The following is a 24345-nucleotide window of genomic DNA, read 5'->3' as shown; positions in this document are numbered from 1 at the left end:
TTACATCTTAAATGCATCATGAGCTGCATTCATCGCTTTCACCATATCTTCGCGATTAACCAAAACTGTTACTCTGATTTCAGAAGTGGAAATCATGCGAATGTTAATATTTGCTTCATATAAAGCCTCAAACATACGAGCTGCCATACCATAATTATTTCGCAGTCCTGCTCCGATAATGGAAACTTTTGCAATTTCTCCACTTGCACTGATTCCTTCATAGCTTCCATCAGGAAGATTATCTTCCAGGGCCTGAACTGCAATATCCATATCTTCTTCTTTAACTGTAAAAGAAATATCCTTTTTATTTTTATGCTGTCCTACAGACTGTAAAATCATATCAACATTGACATTTTTCTTTGCAAGAATATTAAAGATCTTAAATGCAACACCAGGAATATCATCAACTCCAAGAACTGCAATTCTTGCTGCATCATCATCTCCGGCAACTCCACTGATTTCAGCATCTTTTTTTCGAACTCTTTCTCTAACAACAGTTCCTTCTTCTGTAGTCATACTGGATCTTACAACCAGCTGCACTCCGTGTTTTTTTGCCAGTTCAACAGAACGGTTATGAAGAACACCTGCACCAAGTGTTGCCATCTCCAGCATTTCATCATAAGTAATTTCAGAAAGTTTCTTTGCAACAGATACTTTTCTTGGGTCTGCTGTATAGACTCCATCTACATCTGTGTAGATTTCACATGCATCTGCATGAAGTGCAGCTGCCAGTGCAACAGCAGTTGTATCTGAACCACCACGTCCAAGTGTTGTATAGTTATCAAACTGATCCACTCCCTGGAAACCTGTTACAATAACAATTTTACGCTGTTCCAGTTCATTTAAGATACGATCGGTATCAATTCTCTTAATTCTTGCATTACTGTATGCAGATGTTGTATGCATTGCAACCTGAAAGGCATTCAAGGAAACCGCTGGTACTCCCAGTGCATCCATTGCCATTGCCATTAATGATACAGAAGTCTGTTCACCTGTTGTAAGCAGCATATCCATTTCTCTTCTGGATGGATTTGGATTAATCTCCTTTGCTTTTGCAATCAGTTCATCTGTCATTTTTCCCATGGCAGATAAAACAACTACCACATCATTTCCTTTTTGATAATCTTCAATACATCTTTTTGCTACATTTATGATACGATCTTTATTTCCAACAGAAGTACCACCAAATTTTTTTACTACCAGCATTTTGTGCCTCCTACATTTTCTCTTATTTTTGTAATAATCGATTCATTAATTCATATGCGTGCTCCACAACAAGACCTGTTTTTCTTGCTGTTTCTTCACTGTACTCGTTTTGTCCTTCCACTTTCTTTGTACTGTCATAGATCATAAATGGAATAGGCTCTTTAGAGTGTGTACGGATTGCAATAGGTGTTGGATGATCTGGTCCAATAAGAATTCTAAATTCTTCTCCTGCTTTTTCCAGTTCTTCTTTCACAACCTTTACAACCTGAGAATCCAGATATTCAATTGATTTAATCTTATTCTCAACGTTTCCCTGATGTCCCATTTCATCTGGGGCTTCTACATGAATATACGCGAAATCATCATCATTTTCAAGTAGTGATTTTACTGCAGCCATAGCTTTTCCATGATAATTTGTATCCAGGCCTCCATTGGCCCCTTCAACATCCAGATTTCTCATCCCTGCTCCCACTGCAATTCCCTTTAAAAGGTCGACTGCAGAAACCATAGCTCCATTCATACCTGTCTTTTCTTTGAAATTATCCAAAGCAGGCTTTGTTCCTGCACCCCAGAACCAGATACTGTTTGCCTTATTAAGACCTTTTTTTGCACGTTCTTCATTAATCGGATGATGATTAAGTATATCAAAACTTTTCTTCATCATCTCTTTTAATTTAGGTTCTGTTGGAAGATAATCTCCAATCTTTTTCCCTAAAATGTCATGAGGCGGTATTAAATCTATTACCTGACCTTTGTCCCAAATAGTAAGATGGCGATAGCTCACTCCTGGATAAAATTTAAATTCATCTGTTTCCAGTTCTTTCTTTACAGCTTCAATAAGAACTTCTGCTTCTTCAGAGGTAATTTCTCCTGCACTGTGATCAAGAATTTCTTTGTCTTCATATTCTCCATCTTCAGTTACAGTTACCACGTTACAGCGGAGAGCAATATCTGTATCCTTCATATCCACACCTATACTTAACGCTTCCAGTGGAGATCGTCCGGAATAATACTGCTGCGGATCATATCCAAGCATAGAAAGATTGGCCACATCACTTCCTGCCGGAAGATTTTCAGGAACAGTATATGCAATTCCCTGCTCAGCTGTTCTTGCCATCTCATCCATAACCGGTTTCTCCGCTGTCTGTAAAGGTGTCTTCCCATTCAGACTCTCTATTGGCTCATCTGCCATTCCGTCTCCTAAAATCACTACGTATTTCATAATATCCTCCTGCTATTCCATTGCAATAATCTTTACATAAGAAACATTTTCCATCTGTTCCACTTCCTGAATCATTGCAGAAACATCACTTTCATCTGATACAATTTCCACACTGACTGTCAACAATCCTTTCCCGTTGATTGGAATACTCTGATGTATCGTCAGAATATTGGCATCATAGACTGCAAAAGTCTGAAGAATCGATGCCATAACACCAGGCTGATCATTGACTTCTATAACAAATGTAATATTTTTCCCTTTTTTACTGGAATAAAACGGAAAAATGTCATCTTTGTATTTATAATAAGAACTGCGGCTAATACCAACAATTTCTGTAGCTTCCAAAATAGAAAGTGCCTTTTTGGAATCCAAAAGCTTCTGTACCTCCAGCACTTTCAGTAAAACTTCCGGAACCGCTTTCTTCTTAATTACATAATAATTTGTTTTTTCCATAACAAGTTTCCTTTGTTTTTCTGTGATGTACAATTGTCTTTCTACAGAATACTACCATAGATGATTTTCAGAAGCAATAGGAAAAATTGCTTTAAAAAAAATACAATTTAATAATTACTATGAAACAGGCAGCTGTTCTAAAATTATTTTTCTTTTTGATTATCCCATGATAAATATGCATTCATAAAATCATCCAGATCACCATCTAACACTGCCGTTGGATTTCCGCTTTCCTGATTGGTTCTATGATCTTTTACCATAGTATATGGCTGTAGAACATAAGATCTGATCTGACTTCCCCATCCATTATCTGTCACATCACCACGAATATCCGATAATTTTTCCAGGTGCTGTTGTTCTTTCAGCAAAAACAACTTGGTTTTCAGCATTTTCATGGCCTGATCTTTATTCTTATGCTGGGATCTTTCATTCTGGCACTGCACAACGATTCCTGTAGGCAGATGGGTAATTCGAATTGCAGAATCTGTTTTATTAATATGCTGACCTCCTGCACCACTGGCGCGATAAGTATCAATTCGAATATCCTCATCAGCAATCTCCACTTCAAGATCATCTTCAATTTCCGGCATAACATCACAGGAGGCAAAAGATGTCTGACGCTTTCCAGCAGCATTAAATGGAGAAATTCTTACCAGACGATGCACTCCTCGCTCCGAACGAAGATATCCATATGCATTTTCCCCTTTTATTTCCACCGTTACAGACTTAAGTCCTGCCTCATCACCATCCAGATAGTCGATAACTTCTGTAGAATATCCTTTTTTCACTGCCCATCTTGTGAACATTCGATATAACATATTAGCCCAGTCACAGGATTCTGTTCCACCTGCACCGGCATGCAGTGTCAAAATGGCATTATTTTTATCATACTCTCCCGTGAGCAATGTGGAAATCCGAAGACTCTCATATTGTTTTTCAAAATCTTTCATAATCTCTTCTGCTTCTGTTACCAGCTCTTCATCTTCATCCTCCTGAGCCATATCCAGCAGGGTTTCCACATCTTCATATTTTGTTTTTAAATCTTCGTAATCTTCTACAACACTTTTCAGACTCTTTATTTCTTTCATTACTTTCTGAGATTCTTCAATATCATCCCAGAATCCTGGTTCTTCCATGGAAAGCTCCAGTTGATCGATTCTTTCTCTTTTTGCTTCTAAAGCAAGAGAACCACTGAGTGTCTCAAGTGGTTCTCGAAAAGAGTTCAAAGTGTATCTTAATTGTTCTAATTCAATCACTTACTAAACTCCTTAATTTTTTCCGCAACAGTTTTTATATTTCTTTCCGCTACCGCAAGGACAAGGATCATTACGTCCGATTTTAGCCCCTTTCCTTACGTACGGCATTTTTTCATTACTCTCATCCTTATTGGTTCCAGTAATTTTTGGTGCTTCTTCTCTTTCGATTTTCTGTTCAATCTGAACATGCATCAGTGCACCTGTAGTCTCTTCCTGAATAGCTTTTGTCATTTCATTGAACATATCAAATCCCACCATACGATATTCAACAACAGGATCTCTCTGTCCATAAGCCTGCAGACCGATACCTTCACGCAACTGATCCATATCATCTATATGATCCATCCACTTACGGTCAATAACTTTCAAAAGGATAATACGTTCAATCTCACGAAGATCGAAATCTTCAAATTCTTTTTCTTTTTGTGCATACAGTTCAACTGTCTCATTCTGCAGACGCTCTATAAGATTTTCCACTCTTCCAGAAGCTTTCTCTTCTTCTGTCAGTTCAATCTTCTTCAATGGAACGATCTGTCTTAATTCAGCATTCAAAGCTTTCAGATCCCATTCTTCCGGTGGAAGTTCATCACTGATTACTTTATTAACATGATCAGCCACCGTATCTTTCATCATGGAAAGAATAGAATTTTTCATATCATCACCGTCTAATACTCTACGGCGTTCTTTATAAATAACCTCTCGCTGATCATTATTTACACGGTCATAATCCAGCAGATTCTTACGAATACCAAAGTTGTTATTTTCAATCTTCTTCTGTGCTTTCTCAATGGTCTTGCTGATGGATTTGTGCTGAATTTCTTCTCCTTCCGGAATTCCAAGGGCATTGTATACAGAAATCATACGTTCAGATCCAAACAATCTCATCAGATCATCTTCCAGAGACAGGTAAAATTTAGATTCACCCGGATCTCCCTGACGACCGGCACGACCACGAAGCTGATTATCAATACGTCTGGACTCATGTCGTTCCGTTCCAATGATTTTCAGTCCTCCAAGCTCTGCAACTCCATCTTCCAGAACAATGTCCGTACCACGACCAGCCATATTGGTTGCAATAGTCACCGCACCGATTTCACCTGCATGAGAAACAATTTCTGCTTCTTTTTCATGGAACTTTGCATTCAAGACGTTATGTTTAATACGTCTTTTCTTGAGCATTGCACTAAGTTCTTCAGACATTTCAATAGTAATGGTACCAACCAGGACCGGCTGTCCTTTTTCATGGCTGGCAATGATATCTTCCACAACGGCATTCATTTTTTCCCGTTTTGTTTTATAAATGGCATCTTCATGATCAATACGAAGCACCGGCTTGTTTGTCGGAATAACTACAACGTCCATTCCGTATATTTCACGAAATTCCTGTTCTTCTGTCTGAGCTGTACCAGTCATACCTGCTTTCTTATCATACTTATTAAAGAAATTCTGGAATGTAATAGTTGCCAGAGTTTTAGATTCTCTCTTAACTCTTACATTTTCTTTAGCTTCAATTGCCTGATGCAATCCATCAGAATAACGTCTTCCCGGCATAATACGTCCGGTAAATTCATCAACGATCAGAACTTCATCATCTTTTACCACGTAATCTTTATCTTTAAACATCAGATTATGAGCACGCAATGCCAGAATAATATTGTGCTGGATTGCCAGATTATCAGGATCTGCAAGGTTATCAATATGGAAGAACTTTTCTACCTTCTTTACACCATCGGCTGTCAGCATAATCTGTTTATCTTTTTCATTTACAAGGAAATCTCCGTCTTCCTCAATATCTTCATTCATCAGAATATCCATCTTGGATAATTCTCCTGTGGAACTTCCTCGTTGCATCTGACGTGCCAGAATATCACATGCACGATATAATTCAGTGGATTTACCACTTTCCCCGGAAATAATCAGAGGAGTTCTTGCCTCATCGATCAAAACAGAGTCCACTTCATCCACGATAGCATAGTGAAGATCTCTCTGTACCAGATCTGCCTTGTCAATGACCATGTTATCTCTCAGATAATCAAATCCCAGTTCATTATTGGTAATATAAGTAATATCACAATTATAAGCATCTCGACGCTGGTCATTTTCCATATCATTGGTAACAACCCCCACACTAATACCAAGGAAATTGTGTACCTGTCCCATCCACTGGGCATCACGAGTTGCCAGATAATCATTAACAGTAACAATATGAACACCTTTGCCCTCCAATGCATTCAAATATGCAGGAAGTGTGGATACAAGAGTCTTACCTTCACCAGTTCTCATTTCTGCGATTCGTCCCTGATGCAGGATAATACCACCGATCAACTGAACACGGTAATGTTTCAGTCCAATGGCACGGCTGCTGGCTTCACGGACAACTGCAAAAGCTTCTGGAAGAATGTCATCTAAAGTTTCTCCCTGGGATAAACGTTCCTTAAATTCGTCTGTCTTATGTCTTAACTCTTCGTCAGATAATTTCTGCATGGTTTCGTCCATTGCTTCAATCTGATCAACAATCTTACTGATCCTCTTTAACTCTTTTTCACTGTGAGAACCAAACACTTTGTCAAATAAACCCATAAATTGCTCTCCTAAATCTATATGATGTATAGTTACATCCTCTCATAAATTCCGTAGACAGAGTATTTCTGCCATCTGCCTATAGACTCTGCTATTGTAACACTTCTAAATATGAGACGCAAGTTAACAGATTGTAAAAAAAGCGGACAAGTCGCTATCAACTCCCTGTATCCCTCAATCATGAGGGACTTGCTCCGCTTTGCGTGCCGATGTGCAGCAGTTTTAACTGCTTTCCTTTGCACATCCACGCGGAGCGTTTTTTATTACATAGGAAATTCAAAGGAATTTCCTATGTAATAAAAAAAGGAGATCATATGATCTCCTTTTATAAACTATCTTAAAATTCTGGTTCAATTAATCCGTATGTATTTCCCTTTCTCTTATACACAACATTAACTTCAAAGGTATCAGCATTGCGGAATACGAAGAAATCATGTCCTAAGAGTTCCATCTGAATGCAGGCTTCTTCCACATCCATTGGTTTGATCGCAAACTTCTTGCTTCGGATGATTCTGATTTCATCATCTTCTGCATCATCTTCCATCTCCATAAATTCCTGTCTGAAGCTGGTTCCCTCGTGCTTCTGATTCATCAGTCTTGTTTTATATCTGCGAATCTGACGTTCAATAACGTCTACAACCAGATCGATAGATACATACATATCTTCACTGTCTTCTTCTGCACGAATAATATGTCCTTTCATAGGAATGGTAACTTCTATCTTCTGTCTTCCCTTCTGAACACTAAGTGTTACATTAATAATCGTATCATCAACCAGATACTTATCAAGGCGTCCCAGTTTCTCTTCAACTGCTGCTTTGATTCCTTCCGTAACCTCAATGTTCTTTCCACTAATAATGAACTTCATGGCTCCCAACTCCTTTACTTTTTAATTGTAAATTTATTATAACATATAACATTTACGAATGAAACAAAATCTTTTTAGAAATACTACACAAAACATTTGTTTTGTTTTTATGTTTTTTAACAATCGTTTTTTGTCGATTACTGCCTGTGGATAATGTGGATAACTTTGTGGGTAACTAATTTTTGGCTTAAATATGCCATTTGTGTATGTGGATAACTTTGTGGGTATATTGTGACTTATTTTTTCAAAAAATACTTGCATTGGAAAATGTTATACATCTATCACAAATCGTAAAAAAACAGTTGCATTTTGATTTATTAGTCAGCAAAAATAATCTTGCTAAATTATCAGAAAATTATAATTTTTGAAGGTATCTCTCCACTGAAAGCACACAATTAGCTCCATCCGCAACTGCAGTCACCACTTGACGTAAGTTTTTCCGTCTTCCGTCCCCACCGACAAAAATTCCTGGAAGATTTGTAATTCCGTCTTCTCCTGCAATAATATATCCCTGCGAATCAGTCTCCAGTTGATTTTTCAGTAGATCTGATGCAGGCCTGGTTCCTACTGCAATAAAAATACCATCCGCTTTTAAAACCTTATCCACACCGTTATTCACATCCTGGATGTGGATATTTTCTACCTTATTTTCTCCCTGAATTTCAGTTACCACCGTATTCCACAGTATTTCAATCTTATCATTGTTTTTCACCTGATCCCGAAGGATCTTTGCTCCACGCAATTCATCCCTTCTGTGAATCAGATACACTTTTTCGCATATACGGCTTAAAAATATTGCATCTTCCAGTGCCACATCTCCTCCACCAACAACTGCAGTCACTTTATTTCTGAAGAAAGCACCATCACAGGTTGCACAATAAGAAACTCCCATACCTGTCAGTTCTTTTTCTCCTGGAATATCAAGTGTACGATGGACAGCTCCTGTTGCCAGAATAATTGTTTTTGTTTTTATCATATTCCCATCTTTTAGATAAATTTCTTTTATCTTTCCCTCTGGTTTGATATCTGTGACTTCAGCTGTCATTGTCTCTACACCCAGATCTTTTGCATGGCCTGCAAATTTATCACTTAACTCCATTCCATTCGTTTTGGGAATTCCCGGATAATTATCAACTTCATAGGTCTGAATCACCTGACCGCCTGGTATATATTCTTTTTCAATAAGGACTGTATCAAGCATTGCTCTCTTTGCATAAATCGCAGCAGCCATTCCAGCAGGACCGGAACCAATGATCACCAAATCATAAATTTTCATTTTTTCAACTCCTTCTGATATTTTATTATCTTTCTAATTATTATTATCCTTTCCATATTTATTATTATACCAAACCTATACAATCTGCTGAATCCTTATTTGAAAAATAATATTTAGATTAACATGACAGGCGCAACCATCTCTCATCATTTAAGTATTTTAAAAAATGCCAACCTGATTACAGCAGAAAAAAAAGGAAAATATATTTATTATGAGTTAAATCTTTCTGTTCTGGAAGAAATCATAGGCTGGCTTCAGCAATTTAAGGAGGATTGTAAATGAAAATCAAAAACAAAAGAATTTTTATTATTTTTATTCTTTCACTAATAGTTTCCATTGTCTTCTTTTTTTATCTGCCGGATAAAATTCCCACTCACTGGAACATTTATGGCGAAATTGATCATTATGGCAGTAAGTTTACTATTTTTATGGAACCGGCACTTATTTTCATTCTCTGGATGTTTATGGATATACTCCGTAAAGCTGATCCAAAACGAAAAAACTATCAAAAATTTGAAAAAGAATATGAACATTTTAAATTGGTGATTTGCCTGTTAATGTTCGCGCTTCAGATTTTTACTATCGCTGTCACATTTGGTGTACCGATAAAAATTGATGTTGTTCTTCCGTTTATCATTGGATTTTTACTGGCTTATGTTGGTAATATGATGCCTAAGATAAAATTTAACTATTTTATGGGAATCAAAACACCATGGACTTTAAACAGTGAAGAAGTCTGGTTCAGAACTCACCGTTTCGCTGGGAAACTCTGGTTTATTGGCGGAATACTTGCTGCTTTATCTTCATTTCTTCCAGGTATTGGGAAAATGATTGTTTTCACATTGATTATTCTGATTATTTCCATTACTCCAATGGTATACTCCTGCATAATCTTTAAAAAATAATAGAGAGCAGCTGATATTTTACATCAGCTGCTCCTGATTTCCGTCTGCATGGAAGTGATTTTTTTAATTTCCTTTTTTCATTTCAAACATGATTCCACTATATTTAGGAAGAGTTATAGTCAGTTCTGTATCTGCTTCCTTCTCTGTCTTATAAATATCCTGTCCTTCTGCAGTAGAGCCTCCGTACTGGTTCCAGTCTGTATTTAATATAACCTGTTCCTTCCATAGTCCTGCAATAGTGACTTTATAGTCTTCCTGTACTTTATCAGAAAAATTAAAAACTGCTGCCACCATGGTATTTCCTTCTTTACGCCCAATGGCATAGATACAACGTTCTTCCTGATGACAATCCAGCCATAGGAAATTATTATGGTCATAATCCTTATGAAGAGCTTCACAATCCTGATAAATCTGGTTCAGCCGAATCATATATTGATGAAAAGCATCATGAGCAGGATATTTCAGTACCATCCAGTCCTGTTCCTGTTTTTCTGTCCATTCTCTTAACTGTCCAAATTCATTTCCCATAAAATTCAGTTTTTTTCCAGGATGCATTATCATATACATGTACATAGCACGTGCCTGTGGAAATTTGTCATCATAATTTCCATACATTTTCTGAAGAATTGTTGCCTTTCCATGAACTACCTCATCATGAGAATATTCCAGTAAATATTTTTCATTCCAGAAATATATCATGGAAAAAGTCAATTTGTGATAATCCCTCGTTCTGTATTCAGGCGATGTCTGAAAATACTCCAGGGTATCATGCATCCATCCAAGGTCCCATTTATAATCAAATCCAAGACCTCCTTCCTTTACAGGTTTCGTTATATCTGGATAAGATGTGGAGTCCTCAGCAATCAGCATTACATCCGGATGCCTTTCTTTTAATCCTTGATTCATATTTTTCAGAAACTCAATAGCAAGCTCATTGGTTCCCCTGTTTTCATTTCCCTGCCAGTATAATAAACGACTCACTGCATCCATGCGAATTCCATCTACATGATACTCTTCGATCCAGTAATTGGCTGCTGACTGAAGGAAACAGCGAACTTCTCTTCTAGAATGGATAAAGTTAAAACTTCCCCATTCACTTTCCCCCGTATCGTTATTATCATACTCATATAAAGCCGTGCCATCGTACTTTTGCAGGCCATAGCCATCAATAGCAAAGTGTACCGGTACAAAATCCATGATAACACCAATATCCGCCTGATGAAGCAAATCTACAAATTTCATCAGCTGCTGTGGAGTTCCATACCGTTTGGTAGGTGCAAAAAATCCTGTATTCTGATATCCCCAGGATCCATAGAACGGATGCTCAGATAAAGGCATTAATTCCACATGGGTATAATGATTTTCTTTTAGATATGGTACCAGCATTTCTCCTATCTGATCATAAGTATACCATCCGTTTTCTCCGTTCTCATCCACTTTTTCCATATCCATTTTCCATGATCCCATATGCATCTCATAGATATTTAATGGCTGGTTCTTCTGATCATTTCTCTTTCTAAGCCATTCTTCATCATGAAATTGATAGTTTTTCAATTCGTTGATAATTGTACATGCTCGTGGCGGCATTTCCATTTCACATCCATACGGATCACAATGCTCTGCCATATTACCATCCGGACCATAAATACGATATTTGTACATCTGTCCTTCTTTTGCCGTCCGAGAATACATGGAAAAGAAACCGCTTTGTTCATCCTGGGTAAGAAATTCTTCTGTCCACTGATTAAACTCTCCAATCACAGAAATCTTTGTGGCTCTCGGTGCATATGTAATAAATCTAATCCCATCTCCTTCTTTGTGGGCTCCAAAATATTTATATGCATCAAAGATTTTACCATCATAAAAATCCTGCCTGTTCATTAAGCCGTCCCCCTTTAACATACATCTGTTGTTTTTCATTCATATGTATATTATAATCAATGATAAAGAACAGAACAACCAACAAAGTTTCTGCCACTGACGGTTATCCGACATTTTAAAAATAAATTGTTTAATTAAAAAAATAAGGAGTTGATTGCATGAAAAACAAAAAAACTGATCGCCGTGTATTGCGAACAAAAAATTCATTAAAAAGAAATCTTCTGCTACTTCTAAAAGAACAACCTATACAAAAAATATCCGTTTCCCGCTTATGCGAAAAATCGGATATTAATCGTAGTACATTTTATACATATTATTCTGATCCTATGGATCTTCTTCGCTCAATTCAAGACGAAGTTTTCGAAAATCTGGAAGATACCATGATTCAATTTCAACGGGAAAATTCCATTGCCGAACTAATGACCTCTATTGTACACTGTCTTTCTACCAACAAGGAACTGATACGTCTGATTTTCTCTGAACAGGGCAATCCTTCTTTTCTAGATGAGATTACCACCATGACTCAGGAAAAAACTATTTCCGGCTGGAAAAAGGTTTATCCACACCAGCCAGAATCAACTTTAATCGCGCTTCACACTTATGTTTCACGAGGCTGTATCGGTATCATTGCACAATGGATTGAAAATGACTTTCAGAAATCCGAAGAAGAAATCTCTCACCTTCTGGAAACCTTAGTTTCTATCACCTGCAGAGGTTTCTTAGATTAACAACTCATCCAGGATTTCCTGAAGCCTTTTAAATAACATACTTGAATGATAGCCATCTGCTGCCGCATGTGAAATTGTCAAAGAAGCTGACAATTTCTTTCTACCCTTTTCTTCTATATATTTTCCAAATGTGATAATCGGGAACAGATTCGGCCTGCCTCCTGGCACCCATGTACTATATCCTGTAAAATCCATCCATGGAACACATGAAATACAAAAGAAATTAGGTGGCTGGTTTTCTTTTACCTTTGGTCCTTTACAATCTTTATATGTTTCCATATCATTTACTATATTTTCATAACATTTTCTAAAATCCTCATGAAAATAGGACCAGACATCAGAAAAAGTATGATCATCCTTATGGAAAATTGTAAAATTGGGATGTACAACATCCCAGTATCCTGGATTTCCTTTGGAATCTGTTCCCATACGGAACTCTTCCATCTCATTGATTGCTTTTCCAGCACAATAAATAAATGCCGGATAGAATTTCAAATGATTTCTTTTTACCTGCTGATACAGGTTAGTGACATCCAGACGAACAGTAATCGTATAACCACAGGTAAGGGTATCTGTGTAGTATTTATAATGTTCTTTTCTTGGCCATTTATTCTCATCGATCAATTGAAACATTTCTTTTTCCTCTTTTCTGTTACCAGTTTATTCCAGCATTTCATATCCGCCCAGTACTACCGGCATTTTTAACACATCAAGCACTCTTTCCAATAGGACACCTTCTCTATTTGGATAATCAAACCCATAACTTGCTTTAATCGCCTGTGTGATAAACTGAACACCTTTATCAAGGGCGATAGGCAGGCTGTCGCCATTCAGAAGACTTCCTATCATAACAGAAGTATATGCATCTCCTGTTCCCGGATAAAATGCCGGAATATACTTGCATCGTATTTTCCAGTAAGTATCACTATCCCTGTCAAAAGCAATGACGTTGGAATCTTTTTCTACTCCCTGATCCGGCACACTGGTAGCTACCACGATTTTCGGTCCCATATCTGATAACCGTCTGAGCCACACTTTCATTTCTTCATTATTGGTCTCTTCTTTATAGTCTTCCCCAAGCAACAGACTTACTTCCGTAAAATTAGGTGTAATAATATCTGCTTTGGCTACCAGTTTTTTCATCTCCCTTACATGGTCTTCTGTCATGGTAGAATAGAGATTTCCATTATCTCCCAGAACCGGATCTATAACAACAAGATTATCATCTGTACTGAAATCATCAATAAAATCTGATACAATCTGTATCTGTCGTTCAGATCCTAAAAATCCGGAATAAATACAATCAAAATCTATCTTAAGTTTTTTCCATTCTTCAATGTAAGCCTTCATATGTTCTGTAAAATCCACAAAACTAAAGGAATCAAATCCCCCTGTATGATTAGAAAGAATCGCTGTAGGCAATGGACATACCTGCACCCCCATTGTAGAAAGAATTGGAATGATTGTTGTCAGAGAAGCTCGTCCAAACCCTGATAAATCATGAATTGCTGCAACTCTTGGTACACTACGTTTCATAACAATGAACCTCCTTTTTACTGAAGACGAAATGTAAAGATTCCCTTATAATCAATAATGGCAATCTCCTTATCCTGTTTCATTCTTTCAAGCATTTCTTCTTTGTTTTCACAGTTTCTGCTGTCCAAAAAACCATTTAATTCAAACTGATTCATTGGATGTCTTCCTATAATAGATTTAACAGCTTCATAAGTATCTTCTATTTCACTAAAAAAGCTTCCTGAACTTAACATTTCAATAGAGATTCCTCCCAGCTTTTCCACAGCATATTGCATGTTCTCTTCTGATACTATATTAACTCCTTCTTCAGCAGGAGGACGAACAGGAGTATTCAGATACAATCGGTCGTAATCTATCTGGCTAATCAGCTTTTGAAATTCTTTTATGGATTCTTTGTCATCATTTATTCCATCCACCAGCATAATTTCCAGCCATAACTCTCCCTGATATATTTTAGAAAATTCAACCAGTCCTTCAAATTCCTCATCAAACTTAATAGTTCCATACGGACGGTCGATTTTCTTTGCAATTTCCTGATTGTAAGCATCTAAAGAAGGAAGTACCATATCTGCATGACAAAGCTCTTCCCGCACCTGATGATCTGAAAGCAGTGAACCATTGGTAATCACCGCCACAGGCTTGTCTGTGAGCTCTTTTAATCCGCAAATCAGCTCACCAAGATTACTACATAAAGTAGGTTCTCCTTCTCCTACCACCGTTACAATATCAAACTTATCAGAATCTTTTAAATATGCTTTAAATTCATCTAAAATAGCTTCCGTTTTATAAAATTCCTGTCTCTGATTTGTCATTTTATTGGTACGTCCCAGCTGACAATAAATACAGGAATAATTGCAGGTTTTTTTTGGTAATGGACTGATTCCAAGGGATCTTCCAAGTCTTCTGGATGGAATCGGTCCAAAAACATAACGAAACTCTTCCATTTTCCTACCCTTTCTTTTTTCTTAATATTATAGCAGAAAAAATGAGATGTGCCTGATATTTTCTCATTCACATCTCATTTTATTATACTTAATAAAAAATCAAAATCATCTTATTATGCAAGAAGGTTATCAGCCAGTTCTTCCATTGCTTTTACAGTATCGTCATTCATTGTAGAACGAATTGTTACAACAGGATCTACAACTGTGATATTTTTCAGATTTTCTACAATTGCTTTCATATGTTTTGCAGCCATAGGTGCCCAGGATCCATTTTCCATAAATGCTACTGTACGCTTCTGATAATTCTTAGCTTTTAAGTGGTGTAAGAAATCTTCCATACATGGGAAAATTCCACCATCATATGTTGCTGCTGCAAGAACCAGTTTGTCATAGCGGAATGCATCTTCAATAACTTCTGCCATATCATCTCTGGATAAATCTGCAACTACCACTTTCTTAGCTCCTTTTTCTTCCAGGATAGCAGCAAATTTCTTAGCTGCTTCTGCTGTATTTCCATGGATTGATGCATATGCAACCAGAATTCCTTCATTTTCAGGTTCATATTTGCTCCATGTATCATACAGTCCGATATAATATCCAAGATTTTCTTTCAGGATTGGTCCATGAAGAGGACAGATCATCTGAATATCCAATGTTGCAGCTTTCTTAAGCAGAGCCTGTACCTGTACACCATATTTTCCACAAATATTGAAATAATAGCGTCTGGCTTCACAAGCCCAGTCTTCTTCCACATCCAGTGCTCCGAATTTTCCAAATCCATCTGCTGCAAACAGAATCTTTTCAGACTGTTCGTAAGCAACCATAACTTCTGGCCAATGCACCATAGGTGCCATAAAGAACTGTAATGTATGTACACCAAGTGATAAAGTATCTCCCTCTTTTACTGTCACTGTACGATCTGTTAAATCAAAAGTAAAGAATTGAGGAATCATGTTAAATGTCTTGGCATTTCCCACAATCTTAGCTTCCGGATATTTTTCAGCCAGTACCTGAAGGCTTGCTGCATGGTCTGGTTCCATATGAGAAACAACAATATAGTCTACTGTACGTCCGTCCAGTGCCTTTTCAAGATTATCCAGCCATTCATCTGTTTTTCTTTTATCTACGGTATCCATAACTGTAACTTTTTCATCCAAAATGACATAAGAGTTATAGGAAACTCCATTAGGAACAATATACTGACTTTCGAACAGGTCAATATCATGATCATTCACACCAATGTATTTAATTTCATCTGTAATTACAATATCTTTCATTAGTTATTCCTCCAAAATTAAAATACTTATATCTTCTGTTGTACCAACTATAACACATTTTTAAATCATAAACTAGTTGTAATTATTATTGTTTTCTATACAATCTTTTTTTATCATGAACCTTTCCTGATAAAAATATATTTATGATATCCTCATGTAACAGTTGCCTTCTTTCTGTTTAAAAGGTAGAATGACAGATACAAGAAATATCGACTGGAGGTTTTTAGCATGATTAAAAAAAGAAAAGTAGCAATTATTGGTGTTGGACATGTAGGAGCTCATTGTGCATATGCACTTGCTCTTCGCGGACTGGTAGATGAACTGGTTCTGGTAGATAAGAATGAGCAGAAAGTTAAGAGTGAACGTCAGGATTTGATGGATGCTATCGCTTACTGTCCACATAAGGTTAATGTATCTATCGCTGACTATGGTGATCTTGGGGATTGCGATATTATCGTAAATTCCCTTGGAAAAATAACATTATTGGAAGCAACTCATGACCGTGTGGCTGAATTAAATTTTACAATTAAAGAAACTACGGAAATGGTTCCTAAAGTTATCGCAAGTGGTTTTCATGGAATCTTTATCAATATTACAAATCCTTGTGACATTATCACTTCACAGATTGCAAAAATATCTGACCTCCCAAAAGGACATGTGTTTGGAACGGGAACCGGTCTTGATACATCTCGTCTGTTATCTGCATTATCTCAGCAAACCGGCATTGACCACAAATCAATCACTGCCTATATGCTTGGTGAACACGGAAATGCCATTATGGTTCCTATGTCTCAGATTTCCTTCCATGGAAAAGCATTATCCTCTTTGCAGCATGATAAAAGATTCCAGTTTGATGCCAAAGAACTGAAAAAACGCGTAATCGACGGTGCATGGCTGACCTATGAAGGAAAAAAATGTACAGAATACGGTATTTGCTCAACATTGGCGAGATGTGTAGAAGCAGTTTTACATGATGAAAAAACAATCCTGCCTGTCAGTGCTCCGCTTAATGGCGAATATGGACAAAATAATATCTTTGTTGGAGTTCCGGCTATCATTGGTTCCAATGGTGTTGAAGAAATTATCGAGCTGGATCTGACTCCACAGGAACAAGAAGAATTTAAAGCATGTTGTGATGGCGTCAGATTCAATAAAAAATTAAATGATATGGTCATAGAATGATGGAATAAAGCTATTCATTGTTTCCAATATTGACGGAAGTTGTCAGTCACGATATAATTTAATATTAGAAAGAAAGGGTATTCCCTTTAACGGATGAAATCAATTTATAATTATATTTTAAAAGGAGTTTACACATTATGAAAAATGTGATTTTAACAGGTGACCGGCCAACCGGACGCCTTCATGTAGGACACTACGTAGGTTCTTTGAAAGAACGTGTCAGACTGCAGAATTCTGGAAATTTTGATGAAATTTATATTATGATCGCAGATGCTCAGGCATTGACTGATAATGCAGAAAATCCGGAAAAAGTACGTCAGAATATTATTCAGGTTGCACTTGATTATCTTGCAAGCGGGCTTGATCCGGACAAATCAACGATTTTTATTCAGTCTATGGTTCCTGAATTAACAGAATTATCATTCTACTATATGAATCTGGTAACAGTTTCCCGTGTTCAGCGTAACCCAACAGTTAAAGCTGAAATTCAGCAGAGAAACTTTGAAGCCAGCATTCCTGTAGGCTTTTTCTGTTATCCAATCAGTCAGGCGGCAGATATCACTGCTTTCCGTGCTACTGCTGTTCCAGTTGGAGAAGATCAGCTTCCTATGCTTGAGCAGTGTAAGGAAATTGTTCATAAATTCAATACTGTTTATGGTGAAACTTTAACTGATCCTGAGATTATCTTACCTAAAAATCAGGCATGTCTGCGTTTGCCGGGAATTGATGGAAAAGCAAAGATGAGCAAATCCCTTGGAAACTGTATTTATCTTTCTGATGAACCAGAAGATATAAAGAAGAAGGTTATGTCTATGTTTACCGATCCTAACCATCTCCGTGTTCAGGATCCTGGAAAAGTTGAAGGAAACCCTGTATTCATTTATCTTGACGCATTTTGCCGTCCAGAGTATTTTGATGAATTTTTACCTGACTATAAGAATCTGGATGAATTAAAGGCTCATTATTCACGCGGAGGTCTTGGAGATGTAAAAGTTAAAAAATTCCTTAACAATGTACTTCAGGCAGAATTGGAACCAATCCGTGAACGCAGAAAAATGTGGGAAAAAAGAATTCCTGATGTGTATGACATCTTAAAACAGGGAAGTGAAGTGGCACAGGCCAAAGCTGCCCAGACACTTCATGATGTTCGTTCTGCTATGAAGATTAACTATTTTGAAGATGTAGACCTTTGGAAATAATTGATATGTAAATGAAGCAGGAGGAATTTCTCAATGAAGAGAAATTCCTCCTTTTATATTTCTGATTCCTACTATCTTTTGGCGCCTATCAGATTCTACCATGTACGAGAATTTAATTCCCTAAACTGAGCAACTGTGGAAACATGCGAATTCAGACCACCATCTACATTAATAATCTGTCCACTTACATAACTGCTTTCATCAGAGCCAAGATATACGCACATATGTCCTATATCTTCTGGACATCCATAACGATCTACCATAATATTACTTAAGAAAATATCTTTCAGTGCCTGAGGTACACGTTCTTCATTTTCTGGTGTTACGATCAAACCTGGACGCACACAGTTACAACGGATTTTCTGTTTTCCATACTGAAGTGCCGTTGACTGTGTCAGCATATCCACACCTGCCTTGGCACAGGCATAAGCTGTAGAACCCAGATCTCCTCCACAGGAAGCCATAGAACCAATATTAATAATAGAGCCTCCGGTTTCATTTTCCTTCATATATGGAAGGACACATTTTGTGGCATAAAAAGTACCACGTACATCACTCTGGAAGACACTGTCCCACATCTCCAGACTAAGTTCATCCACACGACCATCCTTCAGACCTACATTGGCTGCATTATTTACCAGAATATCAATCTTCCCGTACTTCTTTGCTGTATCTGCAAAAAGTTCTTCAATACTTTCTGTAACGGTAATATCCATAAAATGATAAGTTGCTTCTCCGCCTTCTTTTAGAATACTATCCACAACAGCCTGACCTTTTTCTTTTCTTCGTCCACAAATCACTACCTTAGCTCCTTCCGAAGCATACAATCTGGCAATCCCGACACCAATTCCACTGGTAGATCCTGTAACAACAGCAACTTTGTCTTTTAATCTGTCCATACTCGAAGTCCTCCTTATTTAAATTTTTTCTTTTTATAAATTTTAGCACAATTTTGTGTATACATACATAAAAAAATATATATCTATGCCACCATTGCATATTTCTTGACATTACTATTCTAAACCAGTATGATATTGAGACGCATTTTTGAATATGCAGCAGTCGTGATGTGTTAAATTATAAAAAGAATGGAGAAAAAGAATGAAAACAGGATTGGTTTTAGAAGGCGGTGCCATGCGTGGAATGTATACTGCAGGTGTATTGGACATTTTTCTGGATCACCATATTCTTGTAGATTGTGCTGTCGGTGTTTCCGCCGGGGCATTATTTGGCGTAAATTACTTATCCGGTCAAAAAGGCAGGGTAATTCGCTACAGCAAACGTTTTAATCCGGATAAAAATTATCTGGGAATTCTTCCTTTGTTGAACGAAGGCAATATTGTCAGCACAAAATATGCTTATGAGGAAGTTCCTCGCAAACTGGATCCTTTTGATGATGAAAGCTATAAAAAATCCGGAATACCTTTTTATGCTGTCGCAACAAATATAGAAACAGCAAATCCAGAATACATGCAAATCAAAAGTGTATTCACTCAGATGGATATGTTGCGTGCCTCCGGTTCCATGCCATTTGTATCCCAGCCTGTAAATATTAACGGTCAAAAATATCTTGACGGAGCAATTAGTGACAGTATTCCTTTTGAATGGCTTTTAAACCAGGGATGTGAAAAACTGATTGTAGTCCTCACCCGCGATATAAATTATCGTAAAAAGCCAATGTCTCCTGCTCTTATAAAACTTTACGCTCGGAAATATCCCCAGATTGCAAAAAGATTACTGGAACGACATACTTTATACAATCACTCTGTAAAAAAACTTTTGCAACTGGAAAAAGCGGAAAAAGCATTTGTCATCAGGCCATCAAAGCCCATTGAAATTGGACGCATCGAGAAGAATCCAGCCAAATTGCAGAAAGTCTATGAGCTTGGTCTATCAGATGCAAACACAAATCTTATGAAACTACAGGATTTTCTTCGCCAATTATAAATTTGCCATAGAAAAAACCCCAGAAATATAACATCAATGGCATTAAGTTAGTGTGGGTTTAAGAGAAGTTTGTAGTGTAAGAACTGCAAACTTCTCTTTTCTTTTACTGTGCAAATGAGAGATAGATGATTTTTGACACGCCAAATAAGCAAGGATGATTTCCTTGCTGAAAAGGTATATTTTTATAAGAGATTATGCTACTCTATACATGAAGCTGATTGCTTGTTTGATCCGTATATCTCGTGGTCTTGAACGCCCAGGGCGAATAGGCGTTATATATCTTGCAATTATTGCTTCAATATTAGACGGAATACATTTTCCTAATAGAAATTCTCGACAAATATGTGTGGCAACAGAAAAATTCACTTTGTAAGTATGTTTTCTATTTCTCTTTTCTAAGATTACGTGCGAGGTAATCAGTTCAGAAAAGTTGTACATCGTAAGTCGAGCAAAGATTTCTTGGAGTATGTATTCCTCTTTTTTTGAGTGAAAATGTAATAATCCTATTGTATATTTCAAATCCCTAAAAGATGTTTCTATTCCCAAGCGCATACCATAAAGCTGCTTTAAAGTTTCTGGCGGAAACTCCTCTTTATCTAGATTTGTCACAACAACCTCATAGGTATCATCCGTAATCGGAAATCGAACCACTCGGAATGGCAATTCATAAAACACCGTTTCATCAGCTTTCTTGCTTGTTTCAGGCAAGTAATCAAATGGCTTTCCATGGGCTATTCGTCGATAGTGATTTTTATCTTTGAGTAATTCCTTTACTTCATTCGTCTGTTTTCTGGTAAGTTTCAAATCTTTCAAGACTCGCTCGCGAGTCTTGGCGCGGAATTCGGGTCTGCATAGCAGACATACTTCCAATCCGAATTCCTGCGCATCCTCGCGGAGCGTATATCAGATGGGGGATTGAAACCCGCCACTGATACATAATTGTTGCTCACCGCCTACAGAGGCGGGAGTCATCCCTCATCTGATATATTCATCAAATTCGTCTTCGTCAGGAAGTTCCAAACCATGTAAAATCCCAGATGAATAATTCTGAAAATCTTTTATTCTTATTAGATATTTACATCCTTTTTCTTGAATATGTGCCATGTTGTTATAGGCTTCATACCCTCGGTCTGCAATAATAATGATATTTCCAGACAATGAAGAACGATTCACCATTTTTACAAGAGCTTTGTTTTCATTTTCTATCCTTTTCTTGAATACAACAGCGTCTTTATAGGTATGCGCCATTACATCGTATATTGCATTTAAATGAAGCAGATTATACGGTTTGACGCCTTCTCTTGTTTGAATAAGAGAATCCGTATCACTTAGATTTGTTGCGATTTGAATATCAGTCCCATCTACAGCAAGTAATCGATGACCTTTAAAATTAACCGTGTGTTCTGTCTCTTTGGAAAAATCAAAAAAGAGCTTTTCAAATGCTTCGGGAAGTATTTTCTTTCTTTGTTGAACAAATGCTGATGAAGTAGCAATACTCATATCGCAACCAAACTGGCGTAAAAGTTCACTTGTTAATGAAGCACCCTCCATTGTCAAAAGTGAAAGCATCATCTTCTCATATGGAATCTTTCGATTTCGAGAAAAATCTTTTTGGGGGGTTGACTACGAGTCCAGTCAAATTTTCTTTCTGTCGATTAATAATACTGAGTAGAATGTTTTTAGCATCTTGTGGTTTATAATTCATGCGATTTCCTCCTTGTAAAAGATATTTATCTAATTACAAGGGCCGCTTTAGCTACCTCTAAAAATTATCAGTAGCTAAAGCGGCCGCATTTTTTTAGCCCTTTGTCAATACTTTTTACAAAAAAATCCCACACCACATTTTAGTGTGATGTGAGATTTCTTAACTTAATGCCATTGAATATAACATCTCCGGGGTTTTCATATATTTTCTCTGTAAAAATATTATCTCTTGCTGAACTGTGGTGCACGACGTGCTTTTCTGAGACCTGGTTTCTTTCTTTCTTTCATTCTTGGATCTCTTGTTAAGAATCCTGCTTTTTTCAAAGTTGAACGGTATTCTCCGTCTACCTGTAATAAAGCTCTGGAAATACCATGACGGATTGCTCCAGCCTGTCCTGTGAATCCACCACCATGAACGTTTACTAATACATCATATTTATCAAGTGTGTCTGTAGCAACTAATGGCTGACGTACAACTACTTTTAATGTTTCTAATCCTAAATATTCATCAATATCTCTTTTATTGATTGTGATTTTTCCTGTTCCAGGTACTAAATATACTCTAGCAACACTGCTTTTTCTTCTACCAGTTCCGTAATATTTTGCTGTAGCCACTTTTTCGTCCTCCTTCTAATTAATACTTAATCTCTAATGCTTTTGGCTGCTGAGCCTGATTTTTGTGCTCTGGGCCTGCATATACGTGAAGTTTCTTAATCATCTGTCTTCCTAAAGGACCTTTTGGAAGCATTCCTTTTACTGCAAGATAGATTACGTCTTCAGGTTTCTTAGCTAATTTTTCTTTTAATGTCTGTTCTTTCATTCCACCTACATAGTCTGAATGATGGTAGTAAATTTTCTGGTCTAATTTTTTACCAGTTACTTTGATCTTATCAGCATTTACTACGATTACATTATCACCTGTGTCAATATGTGGTGTATATGTTGGTTTATTTTTTCCTCTTAAGATTTTAGCGATTTCTGATGATAAACGTCCTAATGTATGTCCTGTAGCATCAACTACATACCATTCTCTTTCAATTGTTGATGGGCTGGCCATAAAACTTTTCATGGTGTTCCTCCTTAAAATATTTCAATCATTGTGTCTATATTAAAATACTCCCACCGGGGCTTTGGGGTAGTATTCTCTCACGTGTCACAGTTTTATATTATATAACACACCCTCGGGTGTGTCAATAGTCAAATCGACCAAATTTTCTCTGTTTTTTGCTATCTGCACGCATTTTACCGATTATATCAGATAGGTCACAAGTGGTAATGTAATCAATGATAAAATCGTGGTCAATGCAACCCCTCTGCTGCAGATAGAACTGTCCAATCCATAGTCTTCCGCCATAATAACCGGCATACTACCATTGGGCATCCCAAGCATCAGTACCATAACGCCTGTAACAACCGGATCCAGATGAAAATTTTTATGGATCAGTGCAACTACGGCAGGTATAACTAGCATTTTCCAAAAGGTGAATTCATATAATTTCTTGTCCATAAATACTTCTTTCAAATTACTCCTTGCCAGAGAAATTCCTGTCACGATCATAGATAATGGTACTGCTGCATTTCCCAGATATGTAATGCAGTTTACGATTATTCCATGAACTGGTATCGGTACAAGAAATAAAAATAATGCAATCAGACAGGATATCATTCCTGGATTAAACATTTTTTTTAATTGAAAATGAAACTCTTCACTTTTATTTTTGGCTTTTTCAAATACATATACTCCATAAGAATAAAACAAGATATTATATACCATCATATACATTGCCACATAAAAAGTCGCTTCCTGTCCATATACTGCCTGTATCAATGGTATACCCATAAATCCAAGATTGGAAAAAATCAGCATAATGGAATAAATAGTTCGATTCTTCTCCTCAATCTTCAGCATTCGCACAATCAAAGGACTAATTGCAATCAAAAGAACAAACATTAAAATTGCAAGCACTGAATCTACCATTACAAGCTCCGCTGCAGGCCGGCTCTTGGTCCCGATAACTGTCATGATAATTAATGGTGGATTGAATACATTTACAATCAATCCTGAAATCTGACTGGATCCTTCATCTGTTACCCATTTTTTCTTGTATGCAATATATCCTATAAGTATAAAACCAAAAAGTACAATAAGTTTTTGGAATATAATAATACTATTTTCCATTA

24 protein-coding genes are annotated in these 24345 nt (G+C 37.0%); 6 read left to right on the top strand and 18 right to left on the bottom strand.

All coding sequences use genetic code 11. From position 1 onward, the window contains the following. From KTB61_RS06605 to trxB, 7 genes are all read right to left on the bottom strand, one after another. Positions 1 to 1206, bottom strand: coding sequence for an aspartate kinase (locus tag KTB61_RS06605; RefSeq protein ID WP_075760166.1), 1206 nt, complete (start codon positions 1204 to 1206; stop codon positions 1 to 3). Positions 1207 to 1228: 22 nt separating this feature from the next. Continuing rightward, a complete protein-coding gene (locus tag KTB61_RS06600) occupies positions 1229 to 2428 on the bottom strand; it encodes a cofactor-independent phosphoglycerate mutase (RefSeq protein ID WP_216697057.1) in 1200 nt (399 codons plus the stop codon). Positions 2429 to 2440: 12 nt separating this feature from the next. Then, positions 2441 to 2881 carry an ACT domain-containing protein gene (locus KTB61_RS06595; protein ID WP_075760164.1) on the bottom strand — a complete coding sequence of 147 codons (441 nt, stop codon included), beginning with the start codon at positions 2879 to 2881 and terminating at the stop codon, positions 2441 to 2443. 143 nt (positions 2882 to 3024) lie between these two features. Then, positions 3025 to 4137 carry a peptide chain release factor 2 gene (gene prfB, locus KTB61_RS06590; protein WP_075760163.1) on the bottom strand — a complete coding sequence of 371 codons (1113 nt, stop codon included), beginning with the start codon at positions 4135 to 4137 and terminating at the stop codon, positions 3025 to 3027. A 12-nt stretch (positions 4138 to 4149) separates the two neighbouring features. Continuing rightward, positions 4150 to 6717 (bottom strand): preprotein translocase subunit SecA, encoded by a 2568-nt coding sequence (gene secA / locus KTB61_RS06585; protein WP_075760162.1) that lies wholly within the window; start codon positions 6715 to 6717, stop codon positions 4150 to 4152. A gap of 337 nt (positions 6718 to 7054) precedes the next feature. Continuing rightward, positions 7055 to 7585, bottom strand: coding sequence for a ribosome hibernation-promoting factor, HPF/YfiA family (gene hpf, locus KTB61_RS06580; protein ID WP_075760161.1), 531 nt, complete (start codon positions 7583 to 7585; stop codon positions 7055 to 7057). A 355-nt stretch (positions 7586 to 7940) separates the two neighbouring features. Beyond that, on the bottom strand, positions 7941 to 8861 hold the full coding sequence (gene trxB / locus KTB61_RS06575; protein ID WP_216697056.1) for a thioredoxin-disulfide reductase: 921 nt from the start codon (positions 8859 to 8861) through the stop codon (positions 7941 to 7943). Positions 8862 to 8984: 123 nt separating this feature from the next. On the opposite strand from trxB, the gene KTB61_RS06570 reads away from it, so the two are divergent. Then, the gene (locus KTB61_RS06570) at positions 8985 to 9143 is read left to right on the top strand and encodes an ArsR family transcriptional regulator (protein ID WP_143249386.1); all 159 of its coding nucleotides are present in this window, start codon (positions 8985 to 8987) and stop codon (positions 9141 to 9143) included. Then, on the top strand, positions 9140 to 9766 hold the full coding sequence (locus tag KTB61_RS06565; RefSeq protein WP_075760159.1) for an SdpI family protein: 627 nt from the start codon (positions 9140 to 9142) through the stop codon (positions 9764 to 9766). Before KTB61_RS06570 ends, KTB61_RS06565 begins: the two co-directional genes overlap by 4 nt. A gap of 63 nt (positions 9767 to 9829) precedes the next feature. On the opposite strand, the gene glgB is transcribed toward KTB61_RS06565, so the two are convergent. Beyond that, a complete protein-coding gene (glgB, locus tag KTB61_RS06560) occupies positions 9830 to 11647 on the bottom strand; it encodes a 1,4-alpha-glucan branching protein GlgB (RefSeq protein WP_075760158.1) in 1818 nt (605 codons plus the stop codon). A gap of 158 nt (positions 11648 to 11805) precedes the next feature. Between glgB and KTB61_RS06555 the strand changes: the two genes are divergently transcribed. Next, complete coding sequence (locus KTB61_RS06555; RefSeq protein WP_216697055.1) at positions 11806 to 12375, top strand: TetR/AcrR family transcriptional regulator; 570 nt, start codon at positions 11806 to 11808, stop codon at positions 12373 to 12375. On the opposite strand, the gene KTB61_RS06550 is transcribed toward KTB61_RS06555, so the two are convergent. The 4 genes from KTB61_RS06550 to KTB61_RS06535 all read right to left on the bottom strand — a co-directional run bounded on the left by KTB61_RS06550 (position 12367) and on the right by KTB61_RS06535 (position 16132). After that, positions 12367 to 13008 carry a chloramphenicol acetyltransferase gene (locus KTB61_RS06550; protein WP_075760156.1) on the bottom strand — a complete coding sequence of 214 codons (642 nt, stop codon included), beginning with the start codon at positions 13006 to 13008 and terminating at the stop codon, positions 12367 to 12369. The two genes, KTB61_RS06555 and KTB61_RS06550, sit on opposite strands and share 9 nt — an antisense overlap. Positions 13009 to 13035: 27 nt before the next feature. Continuing rightward, positions 13036 to 13911, bottom strand: coding sequence for a pyridoxamine kinase (locus KTB61_RS06545; protein ID WP_075760155.1), 876 nt, complete (start codon positions 13909 to 13911; stop codon positions 13036 to 13038). A 17-nt stretch (positions 13912 to 13928) separates the two neighbouring features. Next, positions 13929 to 14855, bottom strand: a complete 927-nt coding sequence (locus KTB61_RS06540) for a radical SAM protein (protein ID WP_075760154.1) — start codon at positions 14853 to 14855, stop codon at positions 13929 to 13931. Between the two features lie 113 nt (positions 14856 to 14968). Beyond that, entirely contained in the window at positions 14969 to 16132 is a 1164-nt protein-coding gene (locus KTB61_RS06535; protein ID WP_075760153.1) for an FprA family A-type flavoprotein, read from the bottom strand. 228 nt (positions 16133 to 16360) lie between these two features. Between KTB61_RS06535 and KTB61_RS06530 the strand changes: the two genes are divergently transcribed. Continuing rightward, positions 16361 to 17314 (top strand): L-lactate dehydrogenase, encoded by a 954-nt coding sequence (locus KTB61_RS06530; RefSeq protein ID WP_216697054.1) that lies wholly within the window; start codon positions 16361 to 16363, stop codon positions 17312 to 17314. A gap of 137 nt (positions 17315 to 17451) precedes the next feature. Beyond that, entirely contained in the window at positions 17452 to 18513 is a 1062-nt protein-coding gene (gene trpS / locus KTB61_RS06525) for a tryptophan--tRNA ligase (RefSeq protein ID WP_075760151.1), read from the top strand. 95 nt (positions 18514 to 18608) lie between these two features. Here the strand turns inward: trpS and KTB61_RS06520 are convergent, their stop codons facing one another. Beyond that, positions 18609 to 19412 (bottom strand): SDR family NAD(P)-dependent oxidoreductase, encoded by an 804-nt coding sequence (locus KTB61_RS06520; RefSeq protein ID WP_075760150.1) that lies wholly within the window; start codon positions 19410 to 19412, stop codon positions 18609 to 18611. 202 nt (positions 19413 to 19614) lie between these two features. Here KTB61_RS06520 and KTB61_RS06515 point away from each other — a divergent pair, with 202 nt between their 5' ends. Further along, the gene (locus KTB61_RS06515) at positions 19615 to 20460 is read left to right on the top strand and encodes a patatin-like phospholipase family protein (RefSeq protein WP_216697053.1); all 846 of its coding nucleotides are present in this window, start codon (positions 19615 to 19617) and stop codon (positions 20458 to 20460) included. A 192-nt stretch (positions 20461 to 20652) separates the two neighbouring features. Here KTB61_RS06515 and KTB61_RS06510 read toward each other — a convergent pair whose 3' ends face one another. From KTB61_RS06510 to KTB61_RS06490, 5 genes are all read right to left on the bottom strand, one after another. Continuing rightward, positions 20653 to 21264, bottom strand: a complete 612-nt coding sequence (locus tag KTB61_RS06510; protein WP_216697052.1) for a transposase — start codon at positions 21262 to 21264, stop codon at positions 20653 to 20655. A 171-nt stretch (positions 21265 to 21435) separates the two neighbouring features. Continuing rightward, positions 21436 to 22011: a transposase gene (locus KTB61_RS06505; RefSeq protein WP_230973657.1), complete on the bottom strand. Its 576-nt coding sequence runs from the start codon at positions 22009 to 22011 to the stop codon at positions 21436 to 21438. Between the two features lie 375 nt (positions 22012 to 22386). Beyond that, positions 22387 to 22779, bottom strand: coding sequence for a 30S ribosomal protein S9 (gene rpsI, locus KTB61_RS06500; RefSeq protein ID WP_075760146.1), 393 nt, complete (start codon positions 22777 to 22779; stop codon positions 22387 to 22389). 19 nt (positions 22780 to 22798) lie between these two features. After that, complete coding sequence (gene rplM, locus KTB61_RS06495) at positions 22799 to 23233, bottom strand: 50S ribosomal protein L13 (RefSeq protein ID WP_075760145.1); 435 nt, start codon at positions 23231 to 23233, stop codon at positions 22799 to 22801. 180 nt (positions 23234 to 23413) lie between these two features. Continuing rightward, on the bottom strand, positions 23414 to 24343 hold the full coding sequence (locus KTB61_RS06490) for an AEC family transporter (RefSeq protein ID WP_075760144.1): 930 nt from the start codon (positions 24341 to 24343) through the stop codon (positions 23414 to 23416). Positions 24344 to 24345 lie beyond the last annotated feature (2 nt).

The sequence above is a fragment of the Anaerostipes faecalis genome, assembly GCF_018982945.1.
Classification (GTDB): Bacteria; Bacillota; Clostridia; order Lachnospirales; family Lachnospiraceae; genus Anaerostipes; species Anaerostipes faecalis.
This window is presented reverse-complemented; position numbering and strand designations above follow the sequence as displayed.

Bases quoted from the DNA above. Each gene is read 5' to 3' on its own strand.
- KTB61_RS06605 (WP_075760166.1), bottom strand. From the start codon at position 1,206: ATGCTGGTAGTAAAAAAATTTGGTGGTACTTCTGTTGGAAATAAAGAT.
- KTB61_RS06600 (WP_216697057.1), bottom strand. From the start codon at position 2,428: ATGAAATACGTAGTGATTTTAGGAGACGGAATGGCAGATGAGCCAATA.
- KTB61_RS06595 (WP_075760164.1), bottom strand. From the start codon at position 2,881: ATGGAAAAAACAAATTATTATGTAATTAAGAAGAAAGCGGTTCCGGAA.
- secA (WP_075760162.1), bottom strand. From the start codon at position 6,717: ATGGGTTTATTTGACAAAGTGTTTGGTTCTCACAGTGAAAAAGAGTTA.
- hpf (WP_075760161.1), bottom strand. From the start codon at position 7,585: ATGAAGTTCATTATTAGTGGAAAGAACATTGAGGTTACGGAAGGAATC.
- trxB (WP_216697056.1), bottom strand. From the start codon at position 8,861: ATGAAAATTTATGATTTGGTGATCATTGGTTCCGGTCCTGCTGGAATG.
- KTB61_RS06570 (WP_143249386.1), top strand. From the start codon at position 8,985: ATGACAGGCGCAACCATCTCTCATCATTTAAGTATTTTAAAAAATGCC.
- KTB61_RS06565 (WP_075760159.1), top strand. From the start codon at position 9,140: ATGAAAATCAAAAACAAAAGAATTTTTATTATTTTTATTCTTTCACTA.
- glgB (WP_075760158.1), bottom strand. From the start codon at position 11,647: ATGAACAGGCAGGATTTTTATGATGGTAAAATCTTTGATGCATATAAA.
- KTB61_RS06555 (WP_216697055.1), top strand. From the start codon at position 11,806: ATGAAAAACAAAAAAACTGATCGCCGTGTATTGCGAACAAAAAATTCA.
- KTB61_RS06550 (WP_075760156.1), bottom strand. From the start codon at position 13,008: ATGTTTCAATTGATCGATGAGAATAAATGGCCAAGAAAAGAACATTAT.
- KTB61_RS06545 (WP_075760155.1), bottom strand. From the start codon at position 13,911: ATGAAACGTAGTGTACCAAGAGTTGCAGCAATTCATGATTTATCAGGG.
- KTB61_RS06540 (WP_075760154.1), bottom strand. From the start codon at position 14,855: ATGGAAGAGTTTCGTTATGTTTTTGGACCGATTCCATCCAGAAGACTT.
- KTB61_RS06535 (WP_075760153.1), bottom strand. From the start codon at position 16,132: ATGAAAGATATTGTAATTACAGATGAAATTAAATACATTGGTGTGAAT.
- KTB61_RS06530 (WP_216697054.1), top strand. From the start codon at position 16,361: ATGATTAAAAAAAGAAAAGTAGCAATTATTGGTGTTGGACATGTAGGA.
- trpS (WP_075760151.1), top strand. From the start codon at position 17,452: ATGAAAAATGTGATTTTAACAGGTGACCGGCCAACCGGACGCCTTCAT.
- KTB61_RS06520 (WP_075760150.1), bottom strand. From the start codon at position 19,412: ATGGACAGATTAAAAGACAAAGTTGCTGTTGTTACAGGATCTACCAGT.
- KTB61_RS06515 (WP_216697053.1), top strand. From the start codon at position 19,615: ATGAAAACAGGATTGGTTTTAGAAGGCGGTGCCATGCGTGGAATGTAT.
- KTB61_RS06505 (WP_230973657.1), bottom strand. From the start codon at position 22,011: ATGGAGGGTGCTTCATTAACAAGTGAACTTTTACGCCAGTTTGGTTGC.
- rplM (WP_075760145.1), bottom strand. From the start codon at position 23,233: ATGAAAAGTTTTATGGCCAGCCCATCAACAATTGAAAGAGAATGGTAT.
- KTB61_RS06490 (WP_075760144.1), bottom strand. From the start codon at position 24,343: ATGGAAAATAGTATTATTATATTCCAAAAACTTATTGTACTTTTTGGT.